Source organism: Paenibacillus ottowii, from assembly GCF_050516475.1.
GTDB classification, from domain to species: Bacteria; Bacillota; Bacilli; order Paenibacillales; family Paenibacillaceae; genus Paenibacillus; species Paenibacillus ottowii.
On record NZ_CP191577.1, the window covers coordinates 4666690 to 4690373 of the forward strand.

At 40.9% G+C, this 23684-nt stretch carries 23 protein-coding genes and 1 pseudogene; 18 read left to right on the forward strand and 6 right to left on the reverse strand.

Translation table 11 applies throughout. The annotated features are described in order from the left end of the window. Window positions 1–326: 326 nt before the first annotated feature. Together ACQQ6X_RS21740 and ACQQ6X_RS21745 are read right to left on the reverse strand one after the other, a co-directional pair. Window positions 327–851 carry a C40 family peptidase gene (locus ACQQ6X_RS21740; protein WP_305167001.1) on the reverse strand — a complete coding sequence of 175 codons (525 nt, stop codon included), beginning with the start codon at window positions 849–851 and terminating at the stop codon, window positions 327–329. 930 nt (window positions 852–1781) lie between these two features. Further along, complete coding sequence (locus ACQQ6X_RS21745; protein WP_305167002.1) at window positions 1782–1979, reverse strand: hypothetical protein; 198 nt, start codon at window positions 1977–1979, stop codon at window positions 1782–1784. 881 nt (window positions 1980–2860) lie between these two features. Between ACQQ6X_RS21745 and ACQQ6X_RS21750 the strand changes: the two genes are divergently transcribed. The 3 genes from ACQQ6X_RS21750 to ACQQ6X_RS21760 all read left to right on the forward strand — a co-directional run bounded on the left by ACQQ6X_RS21750 (window position 2861) and on the right by ACQQ6X_RS21760 (window position 5189). Continuing rightward, entirely contained in the window at window positions 2861–3829 is a 969-nt protein-coding gene (locus tag ACQQ6X_RS21750; RefSeq protein ID WP_305167004.1) for a C40 family peptidase, read from the forward strand. A 546-nt stretch (window positions 3830–4375) separates the two neighbouring features. After that, a complete protein-coding gene (locus tag ACQQ6X_RS21755) occupies window positions 4376–4684 on the forward strand; it encodes a hypothetical protein (protein WP_305167005.1) in 309 nt (102 codons plus the stop codon). A gap of 310 nt (window positions 4685–4994) precedes the next feature. After that, on the forward strand, window positions 4995–5189 hold the full coding sequence (locus ACQQ6X_RS21760) for a hypothetical protein (RefSeq protein ID WP_305167006.1): 195 nt from the start codon (window positions 4995–4997) through the stop codon (window positions 5187–5189). A 5-nt stretch (window positions 5190–5194) separates the two neighbouring features. Here ACQQ6X_RS21760 and ACQQ6X_RS21765 read toward each other — a convergent pair whose 3' ends face one another. Both ACQQ6X_RS21765 and ACQQ6X_RS21770 read right to left on the reverse strand, forming a co-directional pair. Further along, on the reverse strand, window positions 5195–6286 hold the full coding sequence (locus ACQQ6X_RS21765; protein ID WP_305167007.1) for a glycosyltransferase: 1092 nt from the start codon (window positions 6284–6286) through the stop codon (window positions 5195–5197). A gap of 1075 nt (window positions 6287–7361) precedes the next feature. Continuing rightward, window positions 7362–8099, reverse strand: coding sequence for a M99 family carboxypeptidase catalytic domain-containing protein (locus tag ACQQ6X_RS21770; RefSeq protein ID WP_369425867.1), 738 nt, complete (start codon window positions 8097–8099; stop codon window positions 7362–7364). A 352-nt stretch (window positions 8100–8451) separates the two neighbouring features. Here ACQQ6X_RS21770 and ACQQ6X_RS21775 point away from each other — a divergent pair, with 352 nt between their 5' ends. Continuing rightward, complete coding sequence (locus ACQQ6X_RS21775) at window positions 8452–8898, forward strand: CBO0543 family protein (protein ID WP_305167008.1); 447 nt, start codon at window positions 8452–8454, stop codon at window positions 8896–8898. 419 nt (window positions 8899–9317) lie between these two features. Here ACQQ6X_RS21775 and ACQQ6X_RS21780 read toward each other — a convergent pair whose 3' ends face one another. Then, window positions 9318–9623, reverse strand: a complete 306-nt coding sequence (locus ACQQ6X_RS21780) for a hypothetical protein (protein ID WP_430493490.1) — start codon at window positions 9621–9623, stop codon at window positions 9318–9320. 250 nt (window positions 9624–9873) lie between these two features. Here ACQQ6X_RS21780 and ACQQ6X_RS21785 point away from each other — a divergent pair. From ACQQ6X_RS21785 to ACQQ6X_RS21850, 14 genes and pseudogenes are all read left to right on the forward strand, one after another. Next, window positions 9874–10309: pseudogene (locus ACQQ6X_RS21785) on the forward strand (hypothetical protein); the annotation flags it as partial. A gap of 129 nt (window positions 10310–10438) precedes the next feature. After that, entirely contained in the window at window positions 10439–12034 is a 1596-nt protein-coding gene (locus ACQQ6X_RS21790; RefSeq protein ID WP_430493491.1) for a COG4705 family protein, read from the forward strand. Window positions 12035–12237: 203 nt separating this feature from the next. Then, entirely contained in the window at window positions 12238–12666 is a 429-nt protein-coding gene (locus tag ACQQ6X_RS21795) for a Tn3 family transposase (protein WP_430493492.1), read from the forward strand. A gap of 109 nt (window positions 12667–12775) precedes the next feature. Continuing rightward, window positions 12776–12934, forward strand: coding sequence for a hypothetical protein (locus ACQQ6X_RS21800; protein WP_430493493.1), 159 nt, complete (start codon window positions 12776–12778; stop codon window positions 12932–12934). Window positions 12935–13968: 1034 nt separating this feature from the next. Beyond that, window positions 13969–14112, forward strand: coding sequence for a hypothetical protein (locus ACQQ6X_RS21805; protein WP_305167009.1), 144 nt, complete (start codon window positions 13969–13971; stop codon window positions 14110–14112). A gap of 64 nt (window positions 14113–14176) precedes the next feature. Next, window positions 14177–15370: a heavy metal translocating P-type ATPase gene (locus ACQQ6X_RS21810; protein WP_305167010.1), complete on the forward strand. Its 1194-nt coding sequence runs from the start codon at window positions 14177–14179 to the stop codon at window positions 15368–15370. Window positions 15371–16217: 847 nt separating this feature from the next. Next, window positions 16218–16994 (forward strand): phosphatase PAP2 family protein, encoded by a 777-nt coding sequence (locus tag ACQQ6X_RS21815; protein ID WP_305167011.1) that lies wholly within the window; start codon window positions 16218–16220, stop codon window positions 16992–16994. Between the two features lie 250 nt (window positions 16995–17244). Then, complete coding sequence (locus ACQQ6X_RS21820; protein WP_305167012.1) at window positions 17245–18534, forward strand: VTT domain-containing protein; 1290 nt, start codon at window positions 17245–17247, stop codon at window positions 18532–18534. 44 nt (window positions 18535–18578) lie between these two features. Continuing rightward, entirely contained in the window at window positions 18579–19112 is a 534-nt protein-coding gene (locus tag ACQQ6X_RS21825; RefSeq protein ID WP_305167013.1) for an RNA polymerase sigma factor, read from the forward strand. Between the two features lies 1 nt (window position 19113). Beyond that, window positions 19114–19620 (forward strand): anti-sigma factor family protein, encoded by a 507-nt coding sequence (locus ACQQ6X_RS21830; RefSeq protein ID WP_305167014.1) that lies wholly within the window; start codon window positions 19114–19116, stop codon window positions 19618–19620. Next, on the forward strand, window positions 19617–20450 hold the full coding sequence (locus ACQQ6X_RS21835; protein WP_305167015.1) for a hypothetical protein: 834 nt from the start codon (window positions 19617–19619) through the stop codon (window positions 20448–20450). The genes ACQQ6X_RS21830 and ACQQ6X_RS21835 overlap by 4 nt, the downstream gene beginning before the upstream one ends. Before the next feature lie 15 nt (window positions 20451–20465). Then, on the forward strand, window positions 20466–21074 hold the full coding sequence (locus tag ACQQ6X_RS21840; protein ID WP_305167016.1) for a DedA family protein: 609 nt from the start codon (window positions 20466–20468) through the stop codon (window positions 21072–21074). A gap of 117 nt (window positions 21075–21191) precedes the next feature. Continuing rightward, the gene (locus ACQQ6X_RS21845) at window positions 21192–22379 is read left to right on the forward strand and encodes an MFS transporter (protein WP_305167017.1); all 1188 of its coding nucleotides are present in this window, start codon (window positions 21192–21194) and stop codon (window positions 22377–22379) included. An 8-nt stretch (window positions 22380–22387) separates the two neighbouring features. After that, on the forward strand, window positions 22388–23050 hold the full coding sequence (locus ACQQ6X_RS21850) for a phosphatase PAP2 family protein (protein ID WP_430493494.1): 663 nt from the start codon (window positions 22388–22390) through the stop codon (window positions 23048–23050). Window positions 23051–23214: 164 nt separating this feature from the next. On the opposite strand, the gene ACQQ6X_RS21855 is transcribed toward ACQQ6X_RS21850, so the two are convergent. Beyond that, complete coding sequence (locus ACQQ6X_RS21855; protein ID WP_305167019.1) at window positions 23215–23562, reverse strand: helix-turn-helix transcriptional regulator; 348 nt, start codon at window positions 23560–23562, stop codon at window positions 23215–23217. Between the last annotated feature and the right edge of the window lie 122 nt (window positions 23563–23684).

The window sequence follows — 23684 nt, forward strand, 5'->3', positions numbered from 1 at the left end:
GTCTTTGTATGTTTCTTTCTGTTCATCAAACATCCAGATATCTGCTAAATCTATTAAGTGCTTCTGTTCAATATTTTCAATAATTCTATCTAATTTCCCCTTGTACAATTTATAATGATTGTCGTGTGCCCATCTCTGTCGGACGGATCATATGTCTAATGTAAAACATAATTACAGAAGGCTTTCCAAAACTAAGTTCTCCTCTCAGTTCATTTATCTCTGTACCGTTTTAGCTACAAATTTACAATCTCACCAATTTCCTCTTTACCGCCCAAGTCTAACTTAGTTGTGTATCTGTAGGCTGCGGTGCTGTATGAGCTTGTCCATTATCGAATAGCGCGGCGTGCGGTCATGAAACCTCGATCCCAAGCGCTTCCCGCAAAGTTTGAAATCGTAACGCCAATGCCCACCCGATAGGTATGCAGCAATTGTCCGTTCCCTATATAAATACTTACGTGATTAATAATGCCATCATGATTTGTATCCGAAAAAACTAAATCTCCCGGCTGCAGCTGATTTTTGGAAACGGGCGTCCCTACTGTAGACTGTTGTCTCGAAGACCGGGGAAGATTGATGCCATTTTGCTTGAAAACATATTGTGTGAACGAAGAACAGTCGAATTCATCCGTCCGTCCCGATGGAGCGCCGAAATGATAAGGAACTCCCATGAATTGTTTGCCTGTTGCTATTACGTTATCCGCAATGGAACTACCGGACAAAGCGGCAGCAGCATTCGCCTGCTGTGCAGGAAGCAGCGCGCTTCCGGAAAAAGCAATGGAGAGACAAAAACCGACTCCTGTCAAAACTTTGACGATTCGGCTTTTCTTGATGTTGTTCATGCTGTTATTCATACAGTCCTCCCAAAATGTGAGATTAGGGTTAGACGTGTCCTAATGAGCCTTACTATATAATCGAAAAAGAAATGAAAGAGAGGGACACGCCACCCTACACAGTTAGTTATACACTACGGAAATTAGAATTTCATTAGAAAAGTTAAAAAAATGTAACTTGTTAATATTTAACATATACTAGAAGTCCTGTACTTGTATCCACTTTCTAGCGTTTCTTTATTCCAACCCAAACAAAAATTTTGTCCTTGAAATGTTAATCTTGAAACCCTCCACCAAGTCCTTCAAACATCACCAGTTAATCGGAATAGGTGTACTATTTATTTTGAGCATAAATCATATTGATCTGGTCTGTTAACAGCCGGTATTGGGGTAATACTAGCGTAGCTGACACCACTCGCAAACGTATGAAATAAAATCGCTATTATCAAGTCGGATTATTTACGTCAATGTTCAAAGACTAGGCTAGGCTCACCATTGTTTGTGATAAAAAAGTAGTCGCTAGGTGATGGATTCAAGTTTGATTGCAATTCAGGACTTCTAACTAATCCCTAACTGTTATTCTAAGTGTTGCGGAACTAAAACGTGATAATGGTCTTATTAAGGGGAGATTATAAATGCAAGAAGGAGTACTTCAATTACTATGTTTAGTATCACAGGACATATAAACAGATCTAAAAAATCACAATGAAGAGATATATAAATATAAAATTGTAAATCATAAACTCCAACACCATGTTAGAGCAATTGAATTATCATTAGATGATCGTATCTTTCGAGAAGAAGCCATTTGATGCATAAAAAATCCAACTCATTCTTCTGAGTTGGATTTTTTCGCGCATCGAATTAAATATCTGACGTAGCTTTGGGTGACCCCGATCAATTCTGCCCATTTGACTTGTGAAGCGTTTGAATGCGTTTGCATAACTTCGGCTAGTCGTTTCCGAGTATCCACTTGTTTTCCCCTTTTCTTTTTTTTTGTGACTCCTCTTCATGCCTTACAGCTACTTCATCTGCTGCTCGCGCCTGACCCATCATCTGTTTGCCACCGCTCCCGATGCAACGCTGCTCACGCAATTCCATAGCGATGGCACTCTCAAGCTCAGCTACATTCGACTCAGATCCCCTCATACCTCGAAAACAAGACGCACTGATCAGTGGCCCATGAAGTAGCTTAACGCTTCGATGGACCCGCAAAATAAGCACCCTGACTTTAACCTGAGGATGACAATCCGCCCCAGCTCATCCACTTGCCGGACAATTCCAATGCTTTTCATATGGAACCCCCCCTGTAAAAAATTCCGCTACCGATTGATCCGCATTACCCCTGACCTTTGTCTCTCGAATCACATCTAACGCCGAATGCATTGCTGCATACTCGCAATCAATGTCTGCCCGAGAGTTTACTTTAGAGAGCCCTTACCTTCGTGAAGATCAATATACCATGCTGGTTGGAATTCGCCGCTAACCGAAATAACGCAGCCGATTACCGGTCACGTGCTGTCTCATTGGGTTTGCGTGGGAAAGTCCGATTAAAATAGATATCCCCTAATATGATACGCCGCTTATATGTATTTTGATTAACGATTGGAACTATGATTGGCTTCCTTGGTTAATACGGAGAATGTCATTTTGCAATAAACTCAAATGTTTTTTTTCTACAAGAATGTTTGCCCTCTCATCCCCATGAACATCTACTGTTACCATTACCGTGTTCACTTTTGAGCTACCTCTAATAATGTAACACAAGGTTTTGAACTTAGTGGCTTCGTTAAACGTCGTCGTTCTTGTATATCCAAAGATTATATCCCCTCCAGGGATACTACAATACTACCTAGCTTAAGTTTAAGAAATGGACAGGAGCCCGGACCCAAATGCCCCAAGGCACATATTCTGGTTATGGTTGAACTCCGGAAAGGTGGGGATAAATTGGGAGGCTATGCGACTAAATAGAGATTTTCTATAGAAACCATTTGTTCTCGAATAATTCAAATATACAAGGGAGACCACTGATGACAACTACAAATTTAATCGTAACCCTCATTTTATTTCAAAAAGATTTTTTCACACGAAAAAAAAGAGTGTTTACGAACATCAGGTTAATCACAAGAAATACATTAAACTATTTGCTGCTAAAAGATGTAATGGAAATATTGGAGTATGATATTTTTAAAAACAGCACAAACAGCATGTTGATTACAGACGGCTCGGAGCTCGTGACAATTCCCAAAAACGGTGCGATCGCAAAAAGAGAAGGCGTCTCCTTTCGAATTGATCCTCTAATTATGATAAACAAGGAGCGTTTTATTAGTCTCCGTTCTGTAAACCGGCTTTTGAACGTCGATTTCCTAGTTAACAGGAAAGTTAAGCGTGTATCCATACGACAACCCGGTCGCTTCATCATCACGATAAAAGGCGACACCGTTAAAAAACTATCCAGATTGCTGAATACTTCGGTAAAAAAGCTTCTCTCTGTCAATAAAAACTTAAAGGAACCGATTCCTACCGGAATAAAAGTAACGATCCCAACGATTGATTTCAATGTAATCTCCCAAGTAAAATCATCCGAAAAGGCGAAGATAAAACGAGAACCGGAAAAGGCTCCCGCAATTATTGCACTAGGTAAAAGCCTGATAGGAACTCGTTACCAGTTCGGTGCCGGGCCATATCCCAGAAGCAAAAGATTCGACTGTTCTTCCTTTACCCAATATATATTTGGGAAAAACGGAGTCAATTTGCCGAGAACATCCAGTTCCCAAGCTCGAAATGGTCGAAGGATTACACAAAAAGATATTGAAGCAGGGGATCTAGTCTTTTTCAGAAGAGATCGCTATTCCGATAATCGGATTGGTCATGTTGGCGTCGATATCGGAGACGGCAACATGATCAATACGTATAAATCCCCTCCCGGTGTCACCGTTACGAAATGGAGAAGCCCATATTGGCTGAAACGATATGTAACCGCTCGCGAGATATTATAAAGCAAAGCAGAGCTTCTTTCGAGGCTCTGCTTTGGAATGGCATTTAGATTTGTTGGTTTTCAGATTCCGCGCGGATGGATTCTCTCCCATGAGTTTAAAGTTTTTTTCACTGGAGTGACTTGATTTAGTTGAGGTTGATTAGCAACAGGTTGATTCGACAACGCAGGGACTTGTCCGTTACTGAAATGTCGAGGCGCATCAGTAACAAAGGTTCTCAGCCTATGTACATACCCGATTTAAGATCGTTTTCAGTGCAGTTTTTGAAAATTTACGGGTATCATGAATATGGGAGCGAACATCACCGTTGCCAAGGAGTACTTCAAACCTGCGAAGTTACTTTTGTAACATAGCCATTTTTCTCCCTTTATTCACCTACTAGCTCACAAGGTATATTGGAATATTCTATGCATCATTTAATTGAACAAAGACTGCTTGACTTCAGAAAAATAGGTACTCTTCTAAGACGCTAGACTATGCCAATCCATGGTATTGAATTCATCATAGAGAAATACAACTAAAACGTCCGGCCAGATCGGAGGAATGAGATTGAAAATACTAGTTGTGGCACCGGAGCAAATCCCTGTCCCAGGAAGAGGCTCTGTAGAGATTTGCATTTTAGCCATTGCAAAAAAGCTTGCCGAGCATCACCAAGTAACTGTGGTGAGCAGAGAATTGGGAAATTTGACTTCTCATAGTAAAGTTGTTGATGGAGTAAACACATTTAGGGTAGCTTCAGGGAGCTCAAAAATGTATCTGTCGTCTGTGTTGCGCAAGGTGGCTGTGATCGCCTGCGCAAACAAGCTTATACATCACATATACGCCATCCTTAGTAAAAACGAGCCCTATCATCCATAGAATTACCATATTAATCCACAAAATTTTCTATAGGAGCAGAAGGTTTTTTTGTCATGCCTATATACGAGGTCCAGCCAACATTTTGACGAAAATATACGCTAAGAGAGCTTAAAAAACGGGCTTTTCTTACTCTAAGTCGATGTCCACTACACATCATTAACGGTCATCAAAGTGGTCAAAAAAACGGTTTTCTACATCCGCAAATGCTTAGCGTAAAAAAATGTTAAATTTTTTTATGTTATCCTTTCCTGAAAGTGGGGGCAGTATCGGATGCGGCTTTTTGGGCCTGTCATATCTCGAAGGTTGGGGAATGGGAAATACCAGCCGGATATATCCTATTTTGAAGGGAGGCCGAAGCCAGGTATGGAGTTCCATAGAACCTGTTGGACGCGCATTACCGCGTCAAGACGTATTTTCTATTATACGCTTCAGCCAGCCCATGATTTTAAGCGTCGGGGCAGAAGAACATATGCAGGTGCGTCCATATGAGCATTTAACTTTATGATGCCATCAGTTGACCCCCTTGTATATTTGAATTATCCGAGAACCAATAACTTTTATGGAGAATCTCCTTTTTACTGTTTTAACACCTAATTTTCCTAAAGCATAGGCTTTTTTTGGATTTCTTAATAGGCTGTTAATATCTGATGAAAGTGTTTCGGGTGTAATTGGTGCAAAAGCTCCGTGGTCGCCGAAATGACATTGAACCATCTTATTTATATTTTTCAGTTGTACAATACCGCAGTACCCTGCAACGCCTGCAGCAACAACCGGCTTCGCGCATGCCATTGCTTCAAGTGCAACACGTCCCGTTCCTACAACAACATCCGAGACATAATAGGCATGTTGGATATTAGACATCGAAGGACGAATGATGATTGCTGTTCGACCAAGACGACGATTGACTTTAGCCGCAAGCTGAACCAGATCTGAACGTCTAGACCCGGGACCAACCAGAACGGCTAAAAACTGACGGTTGTATTTAGCGATTCGTTCAGCCGCCAAGACTACAGTTCGGGCTATGGGATATTTATCAGACGAGAATCTTCCGGCGTATACAAGAATTTGGGCGGTTTGCGGTAAACGGAGCGCCTTTCTCCAATGGTTTTTATTTGCCGCAGGACGGAACGTTGCTATGTCAATTCCATTAGGAATCATCTGGATCTTGTCCGTAGGAATTTTATGATTCAACAACCATTGAGTCAGTTTTGGTGAAACTACAATCACACGTTGGGAAGTTCTTGCTGCTGATAACAGGGCAGCCCGACGATGATAAGTGCCATGTATAGTAATAATTAAAGGGGTTTTATGCTTTTGAGATAAGGTTACTGCCTGAGCAAATGACTTGGAATCATGGGCGTGGATCAAGTTATACCTTTCTTTGGCTATGATCGAAGACAATAAGGATATTCGTTTTGAATTTTTTCCAATTGGCACATTATGAAGCCTAATCCCAACTTTTTGAAATGAGTTTGCGAGTGGTCCTCCATCAGCTGCAACACCGACTTGAACCCCATGTGTTAACAAACTTTGCGAGAGAGAAAGAATATATTTTTCGGTTCCTCCAATATTCAACCGCGATACCAACATTAAAACTTTCATTTTTCATCATCCCCGACTCTTCTGAATCCATACAAGATGGTGTATATTATGAGAATTCCACATTGCAGGGAAGAACATAAATCAACTGGTTAACGCCGGCCGTACGCTCCTTGATAACCACACATCTTTTGATATATACGCTTACTCTTCAAGGTTTTAAATCCATAAATTGCGGCTGGTGATTCGCTTCCAAAGTTCACGGATGTAACCGACTTCTTACAACATCCGTTCTTAAACGGGCCATATTAATCACCTCGCTTTTCTATGAGTTACTATAGAGAATGCGAGGGGCACTAAAAAGGTAACTTAAACGCGGACAAATTACCCTTATAATTCCACTTATGACTTTAGGTAGATTAATATATATTAGCCATTTTAAATTGGAGCATAAGACACTCGTTACTCCATATATGTGGCCGCAGTGCTGGTATTGGAGAAATCCGAATGGAAGCCTTCCGGACAAACGCATGAGCGTAATAAAAGCTAATCCTTTCCAATGAAAATAGTGTGAATTTTTAGGCTTGGACACTACTAATGAAAATACTTCCCAATCCAACGTTAAAAAGACCGGATTATTAAGGCTCCAGCCAAGCCCCTGCGATCCTTTCATTAGCCGCTGCAGTCGCAGTCACGGTTCCCGCCAATAGGTTGTTGATTTCATGAAAGGAGTAAGAGAAAAATCATCTTCAGGTATAGGAGAAGTTATAGTATAGAATATGCTTTGATCTGAGTTATTGATTGGGTGAACAACGAATTTCGCATATTTAATTATGCGAATAACCAAAATAATAAGCGAAAGGTGTTTGGTCTGAAGCCTTCACGAATATACGGGTGTGTACTAACGAAAATACTATCCAATCTAACGTTAAAAAGACCGGATTATTAAGGCTCCGATCAGGCCCCTGCGATCCTTTCATTAGCCGCTGCAGTCACGGTGGAGTCTTGGTTTCATGAAAGGAGTAAGAGAATAACGTCATCAAGTATAGGAGAAGTTACAGTATAGAATATGCTTTGACTAAGTTATTGATTGGGTGAACAACGAATTTCGTATATTTTAATTAATAATTTTATTGAATTAGGCTAAGCAATTAATTAAATGAGCCTCTTTAAGGATATAGTGAATAATTTGTGTTTGATACTGTATTCTTTTCGATAAGGGGAGGCTCCAGCAAGTCTCTACAGTAATGGCTTTTGCATGAAGAATTCTGCTCGCGGCTGTCCGCCCTGAGCCCTTCTTATGTTTGAAGCGAGCTGTAAATTGTCTTTGCACTTGTGGAATATTGCTATTCATTTTCTCTATAATTCTGATGACCGCTGACCGAGCCATGTTATCAGAGTTGGTAATGAGGGTCTGACCAAGTCTTTTAGGATTTATTCTAGATAATCCGTTTGCTTCATGTAGATCGATATACCAGTTGGGGTTTTTTTTTTGGGCTAAAGCAAACAGCTCTTTAGATAGCTGATGCTTTGGTGAATCATGAGATTTCTTAGGGAAGGTTCTATTTAAATCAGGAATACCCCGGACACGCTTTTTATATGCTCTTTGATTTACAATTGGGACAAGAATGAGTGTTCCGTTTTCTATCACTATCTTACCTTTCTTCAAATTATCCAATAACTGTTTAGCTGCACGAATGCTGGCAATTTCATTGCCGTGAATACCTGCAGTCACAAAAACGGTCTCCCCAAGATAATCTCCCTTAATGATGTAATATGGAGTTTGATATTTAGTGTCTAGCGCTAATATTTGCTTCTTGATTTTAATAAGACTCACCTCTTCCCTACGATAAATTATCATACTATCAGGCTTCATTTATCGACACGGACAGAAGAACTAAGATACCAGATACCGATTTTTATATTTCACCAACGGATGTGACTATGAAATTGCACAATGTCGGCTTAAAGGGCTTAGCGTATATTTTCGTTAAGAATGTTGGCTGGACCCCTAAATAGAGCATGTCAAGTTTATGGATTTATTCAAAAAATGGGTTGAAAGTTTCATCACATGGCTAAACTATTCTCAGCCATAAATGTTCCACAGGTCGTTAAATCAAGTGGAAGTTGAGGAATTTTATTTATGCTCCAAGGCTGCCGCTGTTTAATATTCGGCTCAGTTTATCACTGATTTATGAATTTTGAACAACTCATCGGAGGTCGCCCATATGGTACTAAATTTCGTATTAGCGTTCTTCATACCGTGGCTCATAGCAGTTTTGGTATTTGTAGAACAACCAAAGATTGTTCTGCGAGTCGCTCCGTTCGGTTCAACAGTAGGCTTTCTGTTTAATGCAATTGGCATACATTTTGATTTTTGGCGAGTAACACCAATCACAAAGGATGCAACCTTTTCAACTTTACCGTTCAACCTAGGAGTATATCCTGTACTAGTATCACTCATGGTGTACTTGATCGAAAAGTGGCAGAAGAGTCCTTTTCTTCCGATTATTATTTTTACCAGTGTGACAACAGCTGCTGAACTATGCGCTGTTTGGCTGGGCTGGGTTACTTATAGCACTGACTGGAACTATTTATGGACTTTCGTTTCTTACGGTATTGCATTTGTACTAGTTTACTTATATGTACTGGTTTTGAAATGGGCAGAGAAATAGAACAATCTCCAAGTCGAGATAGCACAATAGAAGCAGTGACAGCCTAGCTGTCACTGCTTTCTAGAGTGGGAGTCAACAAAATGGAATTTGATACTCGACCTATTACGATCATACCGTTCAGTTTATAGAAAAATACGCCATGCCCTTGGCCTATAATTTCGTTAAAATATTGGTGGTACCCCTTGACAAACATTAGCTGTTTTCTTGCGATATAAGGAAACCCCAGACTCCGAAGCTTATACTTTCTTGTATCTTCAAAAAGGTAGAGTCTCGCATGAGACCCTGCCTTGTAAGTTCTTCTAGTGTTCCCCTTGTTGATCCTCTCCATCAGCACTTCCGGAATTTCTTCACTGATGTTTGGAGGAATGCTTCTGGGTACGCGATTGCTGTCTTGATGAGCGGGGCATATCGAAGCCGATTTACTTGAAGACATACTGCGTGAATGAGGAACAATCGAATTCGTCCGTTCTTCCAGAAGGTGCTCCAAACTTGTAGCGAACGCCTAAAAATTGTTTCCCTGTCGAGATGACCCGATCGCCACGGAGCTGCCGGAAACGGAAGCCGCGTGAACCGGATGGGTCGGCAGCATCATTCTTCCGGAAAAAGCAATGGAGAGACACAAGCCGATCCCGGTTAAAGTTTTGCTGATCTGCTCTTTCTGATGATGTTCGTGTTGTTATCCATAAGCCCTCCCTACAATTCGTTCTGGATGGAGTGAAATTCATGGGTGATTAGTACCTCACCCTTCCCCACCAGTTATAGGTGACAGAAATATTAAAATATGATGAGAAAATGACAATACCCCATGGATGTAATTTTATTCAACGCTTACTGCGTAGCTTCGGTTGAGATGGGTCATTTTCACAGAAAGTTCTCATTTTCAGCTGTTATACTCATGGACAAAACCGAATCAACATGGACAATATGAGTCAGCTGATGCCGGTTGTTTCTATGACGATAAAGGAGGAAGCGCAAATGGAACAGTATACGCATAATCAGGAGGGCTTGATCCAGCCGCCCATGAGCCCGGGAAGACGGATGTTAAACAAAGTCCCGCAAGTCACCATCTTTTTTTTGGATCATTAAAATCTTGGCAACGACCGTTAGGGAGACGGCAGCGGACCTACTGAACCAAACCTCAATCTTGACCTAACCGTAACGACGCTGCTGAACGGTGCTTTTGATCGGGGCTCTGGTTCTACAGTTCAAGGGAGACAAATATGTGCCGGGGATCTATTAGCCGTCAGTCGTATTCATCAGCGTTGTTGGTACTCTAATCACCTATAATCTGACCGGCAACCTCGGGATTGCGCAAGAAACGAGCACCATAGTGTTTGCCATCCTGCTAACTGCGGTTTTCCTGGTTTGGTACGCAAGCGAGAAGACACTGTCGATCCATTCCATTACGACTGCTTTACAATGACTACTTTTCAGGTCGGTAAATGATAAGCAAAGAATCAGAAGTCACCATATTTTTCGGAATCCTCATACTTATGGCAACCAGTGTGGGAGAAACAACGCAGACTTCCTTATTATAAACTTGGATTTGGATGGATATTCTTATTTAGAGAGAATGAAATATAATAAAGTTGTGGGAAACCACTTTAAAGAAAGGAAATTATATATGCAAGAAAACCAAAATAAAATGATAATTTTACTTAACAAAGTGCCACAAGTGACGATTTTCTTTTGGATCATCAAAATTTTATGTACAACTGTTGGTGAAACATTTGCTGACTTCATCAACTTCAACATTGGACTTGGTTTAACTCTTACTACCATTATTATGGGAATTGCGTTTTTTATTGCATTGTTTTTTCAACTTAAAGCAAACAAATATGTTCCAGCCATTTACTGGGTAACAGTTGTTCTTATAAGTGTATTTGGAACACTGGTAACGGATAATTTGACAGATTATATGAGCGTACCACTTGAGGTTAGTACAGCTGTTTTTTCGGTGCTACTAGGACTGACCTTTCTATTTTGGTATCTTAGTGAAAAAACACTATCGATCCACTCGATTTTTACTAAAAAAAGAGAAGTTTTCTACTGGCTTACGATCCTTTTCACCTTTGCACTTGGAACAGCAGTCGGCGATTTATATTCAGAACAACTTGGGTTTGGTTATCTTAACACAGGAATAGGCGTTGTTATTATTATTGCTCTTGTGTTCTTAGCTTATAAATTTTTGAAACTTGACGGGGTATTAGCTTTCTGGATTGCATATATTTTAACTCGTCCGCTTGGAGCGTCACTTGGAGATTACCTATCTCAACCAAAAGTAAATGGCGGATTAGGACTCGGGACAACCGTTACGAGTGTCATTTTTCTTATCGCTATTTTAGCGATCATCGTTTTCCTTGCCGTTTCAAAAATTGATACAAATGCTAAAAGTGATATAGCGGAAACTAACCAAAGTAATGCAAATAAAAAACATGTGCTAACACAAACGATTGTTGTACTCGTAATTTTCTTAGTTGTTGGTATAGGCGGTTATAACTGGCGCAGTAATTATATTGCATCACAAGGTGCTGCTGATCAAGCTACATTAGGAGGTCAATTAAACGATTTTGTTAAAATTGAAAATGATATGCTAAACGCTGTAAATAAAAACGACTTTGCTTCAGCAAAAAAAGGCGCTGATAATTTGGAACATCAATGGGATACACAAGAACCTAAGCTTCGAAAAATTGATAGCACTACATGGACAAAAATTGATGGAACAATTGACTCTGTTCTAGCAGCGGTTCGTTCTTCAAAATCTGATGTTAATCAAAGCAAAACAGCACTTACTAATTCACTTAGTGTCTTAAAAGGTGCAAATAATTCAAAATCTAGTGCCCCACAAACAACATTATCTGGACAGTTAACCGATATTGCAAAAATCGAAAATGATATATTAAAGTCTGTAAACAAAAATGACTTTGCTTCAGCGAAAAAAGGGGCAGATGAATTAGAACATCAATGGGATACACAGGAACCTAAGCTTCGAAAAATCGATGGCGCTACATGGACGAAAATTGATGGAACAATTGATGTTGTATTAGCAGCAGTTCGTTCATCGAATCCTGATGTAAACAAGTGTATCACAGCACTTAACAATTCACTTAGTACCATAAATGCAGCAAATAAATAATAATCTTAGGAATCGCTAACCGCGATTCCTTTTTAAATGGAACTTTTATCAAACTAAACTCCGTTAAGTTAATCTGCAAGGAAATGGGACAGTAATATTCTATATGAGGAGATTCAATTGATGAAAACTCAATATATTTTATATACAAAAAGAGCAACTAAACAGGCTGCTCTTTTTGTATGTAAAAGCATGTCACTGATGGAATGCCAGTCCAGATTGGAGTTTCGGCGCTTCACGCATATGTGAACCCCCATTACGGGAAGGGAAAAGGAGCAACGATTTATCGGTTCGTGAGCGACCAATTTTCCACTTTCTACACGAAAGTCATCAATACGAACGCTCGGGATGCCGTACACGTCATCGACGGTTTGCTCCAGACCATGAAACGGACTTGGCCATCGAGGAGCATTATCGGATTCAGCCGGTTACACCGATCAAGTCTTTGGTTTAACGCATTTGCTCGGATTTCGCTTTGCGCCGCGTTTAAGCGAGTGACTGATTCCAAGCTCTACGCTATCGGGAAACCTTCCGATTTTCCTAAATTGGAGAAGCTGCTTCGCGGACAGATTAATACAAAGATCATTCAAGAGAACTACGACGATTTACTCCGGTTAACTCACTCCATCCGGTAAGGCACCGTTTCAGCATCGCTCATTATGGGGAAAATCGGTTCCTATGCAAGACAAACAGTTGGCTACCGCGCTGCTAGAAATGGGGCGTATCGAGAAAATGATATTCATCATGGACTATCTTTCGAGCGAGGCGCTGCGGCGAAAAATCCATCGGGGGGTTGAACAAGGGGGAAGCCATGAATGCATTGGTCAGAGCGCATTCTTCGGCAAACATGGCGAGCTGAGAGAACGTGCGCTACAAGACAGCTCCAACGGGCCAGTGCCTTGAATATTATCATCAATGCAATTAGCGTTTGGAATACTGTCTATCTCCAGATAGAAACTGAGCACCGTAAAAGCTTCAGGAAGAACTATTAAACCATATTTCACTTCTTGGATGGGAGCATATCAATTTCTTAGGCGATACAACAGGCAGAATACGTCTATCAAATCAATACGACCGTTGAAACAAAAGGATGCTGAATTACCGGTGGCCCGGGCTATACCGCCCGGATTATTAGGCTTAGAGAAGAAAAAACGCTAAGCTATGTACATTCGAAGGCTTCGCGTATTTTTTCGTTAAAATGTTGGCGGGTCGCCTATAGAGAACAACAAAATCGCTACTCCATTTTGGTCGCAGAATTGGACGGAATTGTGGTTGGTTGGGCTTCTTTGAATCGTTATTCTCATCGTTGTGCTTATGATGGTGTAGCAGACCTATCGGTTTCCGTAGATCGGAAGCTTCCGTAGTAAAGGAGTTAGTGTGCGCATCATTCGGAATTAGAGAAAGAGGCCAAGAAAAACAAATTTTTATAAGATCGTCCTATTCACCTTCCCCTTTAATGAAAACTGTCAGAGGCTTTATCGGAAGATTGGTTACCGTGATTCGGTATTTTTGAAAAACAAGGGGTTATAGATGAGCAATATGTAGACAAAATGATTATAGAAAAATTGATCTAAACCATTGGATAGCAGGACCGATCCAAAAGGTCTTGCTATCTTTTCTTTAACAACCAAATAGTGAAATGTGGAAAATAAGTAATGAGAGGATTTTCACTTTGAGTTTATCGCGGCTTTTAGATTCTTATCAATATTTGACACTCGTAACTTTACCATTTAAATCGAATAGAACCGTCGAAAAACCATATCCCCACCAATCCCTAATCACGGATGTAGGGGTACCCATGGCATGAATCACTTGCTGTTTGGAGGACCCTTTCGTAAAAGGGGCTTCAGTTTTTATTTGTGGACCCATAAATACATTTAAGTTATCACTAATGTTTGACCAACCAATAACCTCTTCACTACTTGAATTAAGCTGTATTGCCGAATAATCGTACAGAGGGGCTTTCTTCAGTTGACCAAGCATCCATTACTGGTGAATCGATATCCGTTGATAAGTATGCAGGTGATGACGTCTTTGCTGGAACAATTAATGGGCAAGGTGCATTAAAGATTAAAAGGTAACCAAGCCAGCTGAAGATACCCTTCTTTCCCGGATTATTCATTTGGTACAAGAAGCAAGAATGAGATGCCACCCAGCCAACTATTTGTAGAGCGCTTTGAGGGCATTTATGCAAAAATTGTTGTTCTGATTGCCCTACTTCTGATGGTGCTCCCGCCCTTCCTGCTTCATTGGACTTGGGATCAAACGATCTACCGCGCTATGATCTTCTTGGTTGTTGCATCTCCTTGTGCATTGGTTTCATCATTTATGCCAGCTGTCCTTTCCGGCGTGTCTAACGCGGCTCGTAAAGGAGTGTTGTTTAAAGGCGGTGTTCACTTAGAGCACATTGGCTATGTAACAACGGTTGCTTTTGATAAGACTGGGACCCTTACCGAAGGTAAACCAAAGCTCACCGATATCATACCATTCCATGGACATAATGAAGAATCTCTTTTGAAACTGACTGCTTCGCTCGAAAACCTTTCAGAGCACCCCATCGCTAAAACAATTGTCCAAAGCGCAAAAGACAAAGGAGTCACTCTTGAAAAAGCAAATGCTTTAGTTGCCATCCCTGGTCTCGGTATCAATGGGTCTATTAATGGTCATGAGTGCAGGATTGGTAAACAGGGCTTGCTTCAAGGTTTAGAATTAAGCTCACAAGAATTAACAATAGCTGAAAGACTTGAATCGGAAGGAAAAAGCGTTATTTTTGTTGAGGTAGACGGCATCCTTATTGGATTCCTCGCTATTCAAGATGTATTACGACCTAATACAAAAGAAGCAGTAAGAGCCTTAAGGGACATGGGCATGAAGGTTGTTATGCTTACGGGAGATAGAGAATCAACAGAAAGAGCAATTGGTTATCAAGTAGGCGTTGATCAAGTCTATGCCAATCTGCTTCCAGAAGATAAGGTGACAATTATTAAAAAGCTATCAGAAAAAGGTAAGGTAGCCATGATCGGAGATGGGGTTAATGATGCTCCTGCCCTGGCTGTCTCTTCAGTAGGTATAGCAATGGGAGCAGCAGGAACCGACGTTGCTCTAGAAACAGCAAATCTAGTATTAATGGCGGATGATATATCTAAAGTTCCTTTTGCAATTTCGCTTGGTCGGCGAACGAGCGAAGTGATCAAACAAAATTTAGTATTTGCTATCGGGGTCATAATCGTACTGGTTGTTTCAAACTTTTTTGGCGGCATCAACCTTCCCTCCGGTGTTGTAGGACATGAAGGTAGTACTTTAACCGTCATACTAAGCGGATTACGTTTATTGAGATAATCGAATGAGACACAAAGTGTTCGGGCAACAACATCACGAGCCACTAATACCACTCCTTTAATGGATTTGATCTAAACCATAAAGAAAGCAAGATCCGCTTAAAAGGGTCTTGCTTTCTTTCTTTAGCAACCATACGTGAAATCCGACATCTCTTGTACATCTTGAAAGGTATCCACTCAAAGCCTTTAATCATTGGGCTATTCAAATCGTACTGCGCATACAGCACTGCCGATACATCAATTTGCTTGGCAACGTATGAAATGATGGCTTTAGGAAATTCACATTATGGAACAGAAAATCGTGCCTCATATTGTAAAAACTTAAATATGACGGCCAAACCGATTCTCATCTCACCACTTTTATGCCCTATTTTCTGCATTTGAGGTAAAATGCTTAATCAGTTCTTCCAGTCCCAATTTCGCTCCATGTTATCCCCTCCGAATAAAAATCCTAATACTGTGAGTATCGGAAGTTAAGGTTTCAAACCACCTAATTTTTAAAGTAAATTCTCTAGAAACCTTGCATTATTCCATTTACATTTTTAAAATCGAAACTTTTGTTCTACGTCTATGGCTCGATAATCTATTCATCGGTATCGGTAAATTTTGGTTTTGGGCATATCTGAACTTTTATAACAAATTCACAGTCTTTTTAATTTAGATGATCACCAAAGTTAAGCAACTTTCGGCAATCCAAGTAAAAGAGAAAGGAGCATGATCTTTTGGGCACTTCATGAATTATCCTTTTATCATGGCTTTGGCATCTATACTACTAGCACAATTGATTAAAGTCCCTATTAATTTCGTGACTAAACATTCATAGAACACCAGGGATTCGGAAAATCAAAGTGTTAAAAGAATTACTTGATCATCGCCCAATCGAAGCCGCCATCGGCGGATTGTTTGGCATAGCAGTGAGTATTGTTCTGTACCTCTTCTTTTATCAGTTGAATCATTTCCATCTAAAGAGAAACAATTATGGTTCGAAAGAAGAGACAACATCGATGAATAAGGAGAAATCAGCAATGGACTATACGTTGTTTCAAATGATTAATCGTCTGGCGGGGATATATACGTTTTTAAACCCACTAATGAAGTTTTTAGCCGAGGATGCACAGTATCTGTTTTATGGGGGGGTCATTATTTATTGGTTTACACGCACGAATCAAAATCGAAGAATGGTTATTGAAGCCTTTGCTTCCGCGTGTCTGGCTCTAGGCTTCAGCGGAATTTTAGCGCTTCTGTTTTACCGCGATCGTCCCTTTGTGGCCCATCACGTCATTCAATTAATCAATCATCCAGCAAATGCGTCTTTTCCAAGTGACCATGCAACCGGAGCTTTTGTTATTGCAGCTGCGATTTGGATGTTCCGGAAAAAAGATGGACTGGTTTGGTTAATATTGGCGGCTAGTATTTCAATTTCACGGATTTGGACTGGTGTTCATTATCCAAGCGATGTATTAACTGGGGCCATCATTGGGATGGTATCTGCCATTTTCGTGCACCGCTTATTTACCCGTTGGTATTTTGCCGATAAATGCATGAGTTACGGGCTTGAAATGTATGAGAAAATCGAACAAAAGATTTGGGCTAAAACGCAAAGCCCTCAAGGGAAAACACGTTGATAAACTAGCCCTGTCCTTTTGTTTTGATGATAAGGAGTAGAACGCACCATTTTCTAAACAGTTTCCTGGTCGTCCGGTACTATACACATTCAGCCGCAAATGTAATATTTCGCTATACCCTTGAGCTATAGATACTCAAGGGTATTTTTATCTAAAGAAAGTACAAACTACCTTTGCATGATCTGAACTTTATCGAAAAATAATAAGTCTTTTTATTTATAAATGATTTCCTTTCGTGGAGGTAAGACGCGTGACACATTTCATACAGCAACTAATGGATCAGCATGGGTACTTAGTTTTAGGAATTGCCCTGACGCTCGAGCTTCTCGCTCTCCCCTTGCCAGGAGAAGTTCTCATGACATATACAGGGCTTTTGGTTTTCCAAGGACATTTAAATTGGATGGTAAGCATCCTTACAGCAGGTCTAGGCACTTCGATGGGTATGACCATTTCTTATTGGATCGGATATAAACTAGGCAAGCCTTTTTTTCAAAAGCATGGCACCAAATTCCATCTTGGCCCCGAAAATTTAGAGAAGACTTCACTATGGTTTGAGCGTTATGGAAACAAGCTGCTCCTCTTTGCCTATTTCATTCCTGGAGTTCGGCACTTGACTGGTTATTTTTCGGGAATCACACGCCTGCCGTTTCGAACCTATATGATATTTGCTTATACCGGGGCATTTTTATGGACAAGCATGTTTATATCGCTTGGAAAAATTCTCGGTCCAAAATGGGAACTGTTCCATCATACAATCACCAAATATTTGATTATTGCAGGACTTATCGCTGCGGTGGTTTTCGCTGGTGTGTACGTATACAAAAAGTACCGAGACCAAATATATGACGCGACTTTAGCGGGGCTTCGTAAAGGAGTTAAAATATTTCATACGTTAGGAAGGGTCCGTTTTTTGCTTCTCACCTCTTTCGGAGTGTTTCTGATACTTTTTATGGTAATGGCAAGCCTGATTCAAGACTTGCTCGCCAATGAATTTGCCGATTTTGATGTGGTCACCTCCTATATCGTCCATGCCCTATTCGATGAAAGCTGGGCATTTTGGATGAATCTCTTTGCATATTTAGCATCGTTTCAGGTGCTTTTCACTGTCGCTGTCTTGGCTCTGATAATGATTTTGATAAAGGGAGAAGATCGACCGCTGGAATGGACATTCTTATTGTTTGTCTTTGTCGGCGGCGAACTTTGGGACGAGGGATTTCGAAGACTTTTTCATCGCATAGGGCCTTCTAGCCTGATCAATACGTTTCCAAGCGAGCAGACCTTGATTACCGTTATCTTCTTGGGTTTCGCGGCGTATCTCATCGTACGGCATGTGAAAATGGCTGGGGTCCAAATGGGCGCCTCTCTGCTTGTTCTTACTGTTGCCTTTCTGGTTGGAATCAGCCGTATTTATTTCAACATTCAATATCCCAGCGATGTTGTTGCAGGTTATGTATTTGGAGGAGTTTGGCTTAGCCTTAATGTCGTGTTGTTAGAGGTACTTCGACTTATGAAACACAACAAGTTGAACTTTTCAACGTAATCGGAAGTCTTTTTGATTGAGATACTTCAGGGGGAAGATTATGCGTGGACCAGGAACTGTTTAGATTGATAGGCAAGGCTAAAAGCGGCGAGACAGAAGCGTTTGCCTTGCTTGTAAAACAATATAAAGATCGGGTTTTTCGCTTTGCCTTCGGTATGCTTTCAGACCGCATGGAAGCAGAAGATGTTTCTCAAGAAGCATTTATTAAAGCCTATTATTCGTTATCAAATCTCGAGAATAGCTATGCTTTCTCCTCTTGGTTGACACGAATTGTTTCTAATCTGTGCTATGATCGCATTAAAAAGCGAAAAAAAGAAAACATCGTATCGAGTGATCAGATTGAAGCCGGCATTTCCACCCAGGGAATCGAACGGAGGGATCTTCATTTGACCATCGAAGAAGCGATGAAAACATTAAGCCCCGAGCACAGAGAAGCCATCTTACTTCGAGACGTGGAAGGTTATACGTATGACGAGATTGCCGGTATGCTCCATATTCCTTTAGGCACCGTGAAATCCCGTATTAATGCGGCGAGGCTCCAGTTGCGAAAAGAATTGAAAAAGGGAGTGGAAGAATAGCATGTCTGATCACATTGTAGACCTTATCTCCGCTTATATGGATAACGAATTGACTAAGCATGAACGACAACGGGTAGAAGAGCATTTATACGATTGCCCGGAGTGTTTTGCCATCTTTAACGATTTTATGATGTTAAAGAATGATGTTTTAGAAACGTTCCGTTCGATCGAAGTGCCGGAAACGGTCGAAGAAACGGTGCTTCAAGCAATCCGAAACCAGGTCCCTTCCAATCCTTCAAGGGAGCGATACTGGCTTTTCGTGCCATTGTTAAGTTCGCTGCTGGTCTTTGTGATCATTTTTACATTAGTAGGTTCGTTCACATTCAAATTCGCTTTTGTTGGATGGAAAGTTTTCATGAATTTGATGTTTGCAGTTGGCAGCCTGCTCGCTTCTGACCCCTATTTGACAACAGGTTTAATTGGATTCTCGCTGATGCTTATGATTGGTTCAGGATTTTCACTAACACTTCTGCTCAAACAAAATCAGTTCAGGAGGAATCAAATTTGAAACGACGCCATTCAATGATATATGTGGCTCTTTTGATCATGACATTATTTTTTTGGATACCTGCAAATGCAATGGCAAAAGGTATATTTGAACATCAAAATACCACCGTTCCGGTGAATCAGTCGATCGATGATGTTGTCGTTGTCGGTGGCGATGCGACCATTTTAGGAACAGTGAAAAATTCCGTTATCGTGTTCAATGGTGATCTGGATTTGAAATCATCCGCTAAAATCAATGGTTTTGTTGTTGTGGTAGGCGGACAAGTTTTGCAGGAACCTGGGTCATTTATAAGGGACGAAATCATAAATCTTTCTTTTGACCATGCGACACTGAACAGTTTGATGATCGGCGGAGGGTTAGTCATCGGAACTTGGCTTCTGCAGCTCGCCGTAAGCGTACTGCTTGTTATCTTACCTGTTACAGCCGTTTTCCTTAGCAAGGGACGCATTCATCTCTTTGTAGAACGAGCGCGGCGGACTCCAGGGCATTTCATTTACATCGGCTTCTTTAGCACACTCATCTTAGTTGCCCTATCGTTTCTGTTGTTAATTACCGTTATCGGCATTCCGATTGCGCTGCTCATCATGTTATTTGTGGGTCTGGCATCTGTTTTTGGTTTAGCTGTGCTAAGTATGTTAGTTGGAGAACGAACTCAGGTGGCAATGGGTCGGTCTGACTGGAGTATCGCATTAACAGGCTCAATTGTGTTGGTTTCCCTGTTGAATGTTCCGTTTGTTGGGGGACTACTTTTGTTAGGAATCGTAATTTTCTCTGCTGGGCTCATGACTTTGTGGATATTGGAAAAGCTAAAAAGAAAAACCACGACCTAGGAGGTGAAATATCTCATGTTTCAGCATAAGCTTTTATGGTTCATTGCGCACTATGGCTATTTAGGTATCTTCGGTGCCTTGGTGCTTGGAATTGTAGGGTTGCCGGTACCGGACGAGATTTTAATGACGTTCTCGGGATACTTAATATCGAAGGGGAGGCTTCATTATATCCCTACTGTGTTGGTTTCAGTATTGGGTAGCTTTATCGGTATGTCGGTCAGTTATTTTGTCGGACACAAATTCGGGTATCCACTTTTAGAAAAGTACGGTCAAAAACTTCACATCACAAAAGAGAGGTTGGACCACACTCAAATTTGGTTTAAGCGTTTTGGGAAATTCGCGCTCACGATCGGGTACTTCATTCCGGGGGTCCGCCATTTAACGGCTTACAGCGCTGGAATCAGCAAGTGGTCTTATCGAAGTTTTAGTTTGTTTGCAGTGCCCGGAGCCATGCTCTGGGTGGTTACATTTATTTCATTAGGCACATATGTAGGCGAGCATTGGCGCATCGTGACCGAGACAATCCATCGGTATCTCTTGATAATGGTCGTTATTTTGATTGTTGCGGGACTCGCTTTTTGGTACATAAGATCGGCCAAAGCTAAGAAGATGACGGCTAAATAATCGCTACTGTTTAAACCATGGAGTGCAAGGGATATACAATTGAAGAAAGTGTTCAAAGTCAGTTCGGCAAGCCCTATAATTAAAGGGGAATGCGTTCCCAAAACATGAGGTGATGACGTGGAACCGGTGTCCCAACCGAAAAAAAGAAGGCTTTTCGCCATAAATCCGGTCATCGTGGTTCTTGGTCTTGTGAGTTTATTTACCGATCTTTCCAGCAACATGATCGTACCTGTTTTGCCGATATACCTAACTTCAGTCCTGCATGTTCAGGTTGAATCGATTGGCATCATTGAAGGAATAGCCGAAAGCACCGCGAGCATATTAAAATTATTCTCCGGATGGATTACCGACCGCACCCGCAAATATAAGTTTTTGATGTTAATTGGTTATGGGTTGTCTAATTTAACAAAACCCTTCTTTGCGTTAAGCGCCTCTTGGGGACAGGTGCTTCTGATTCGATTTTCCGACCGTTTCGGAAAAGGGATTCGTACGTCGCCGCGTGATGCCTTAGTCGCCGATTCCACGACAAAAGAAGAACGCGGGAAGGCATTTGGGTTTCGCCGCGCTATGGATGCATTAGGAGCTGCTTTAGGTCCATTAGTGGCTTTTGGTGTGCTTGCCATATTCACAAACAATTATCGCCTTGTATTTTGGCTATCCGTGATCCCAGGTCTTATCGCGGTTGTCTTGATCCTCTTTTTCTTAAAGGAAAAAGAATCACATGGCATCGGAAAACAGGCAAGACTCCCTCAAATCGGGTTTAGGAACTTAAACCGTCGGTTTGTATGGTTCTCCTTGATTTCAACCCTGTTTACGGTCGGCAATTTCTCTGATGCGTTTCTGGCTTTGCGGGCGCAAGACGCGGGAATGCTTCCTTCTCTTATTCCACTTGCTTTTTTCACGTTTAATTTAAGCAGTAGTATTTTCTCCATGCCGGTAGGCATGCTGTCGGATCGCATTGGCCGTCGGCCGGTACTGATCTCGGGATTTGTGATCTTTGCTCTCATTTATTTTGGATTTGGCATTGCGAAGAACGTCACATGGATATGGATACTGTTCATCTTGTACGGGCTTTATTATGCGTTTACGGAAGGTATACAGAAGGCTTATATTGCCGACATTGTACCTGAAGGGCAGCGAGGTATCGCTATGGGCACATACAACGCGATGACCGGCATCGCCGCATTACCAGCCAGTATCCTCGCAGGATTTTTGTGGCAGACATATGGCCCTGTAGTTGCATTTGGCACAAGCAGTGTGATTGCTGTATTAGCTGCCTTGTTTATGATGGTCTTCCGCATTTAAGGAAAGGATTGACCCATATGAATCTGAAATTGCAGCTTACTCGCGCTTTATTCATAAGCTTTTTGTGTGCTATTGGGTTCGGGGGAATAGCTCTCCTCGTATCGGATAAAAAAGTAGCTCAATTTGACAACATGATCATTTCCGTTGTTCAAGGGCTTGAATCACCAGCTTTGACGACCATCATGAAATTCTTTACTTTCATCGGGAGTGGAATACCGGTCGCGGTTATTTCGATCGCTATTTTCTTCATTCTGTATAAAATCCTACACCACCGAAGAGAATTGATCTTATTTATCTGGGTCGTCACCGGGTCAGCTCTCTTGAACGGAACGTTAAAGCTCGTTTTTCATCGTGCAAGACCAACTCTACACCGTATTGTTAATGCAAATGGGTTTAGTTTTCCCAGTGGACATTCTATGGCCGCTTTTAGTTTGTATGGAGTGATCGCTTTTTTACTGTGGCGGCATATTTCAACATCCACGGTGAGAGGCATATTGATTGTATGTAGTTCAGCGATGATCCTTATGATTGGGGTTAGTCGAATTTATTTGGGAGTTCACTATCCGAGTGATGTTCTTGGGGGATTCTTAGCTAGTGGAAGTTGGCTGGCCATTTCAATTTGGTTTTATCAGCGATATCAGGAAAGACGCCGATATGAAAGGTCTAGGTAATTGCAAATATCGTTAAAATTCATTCGGTGGCAGCTACGCGAGTCCTTCCAAAGTAAGAAAAACAACAAGAATTAAAAACCCGATGATACTTATTCATCAGGTTTTTAACTTTATTGTTCAGAACTCATCTTTATTGTGTTTGAACAGTAAGTCCCCTGCTTAGTTCATTTATCTCTATACCGTTTTAGCTTCAAATTTACAATCTCCCCTATTTCCTCTTTGTCAGCAAAGTCTAACTTTCGAAATCCTGAGATTAATTTTGATTCAAGATCATCTATTTTAACATGAAATATTCCACTATAAGGAATCGCCACCTCGTCAAGCAACAACCAATCTAAATCAACATTGAAATTTAGTTTTAGGGCAATTATGGTTTCTAAGGATGGTTTGTACTTATCTTTTTCCAATTCACTTAATGTACCCTGAGAAACACCAATAGTTGATGAAAAGTCAGTTTGATTAAGCATATTTAATTTTCTTATACTCTTTATCTTTTCACCCAAAGTCTTCATAAAACCACCTACTATCCATAAATTATAAATATTCAAAAATCATAAAATAAATACTCATATTATAAATATTGTTGTATTTTAACATAGAAACATTTATTATAAACGATTACATAAATTACATT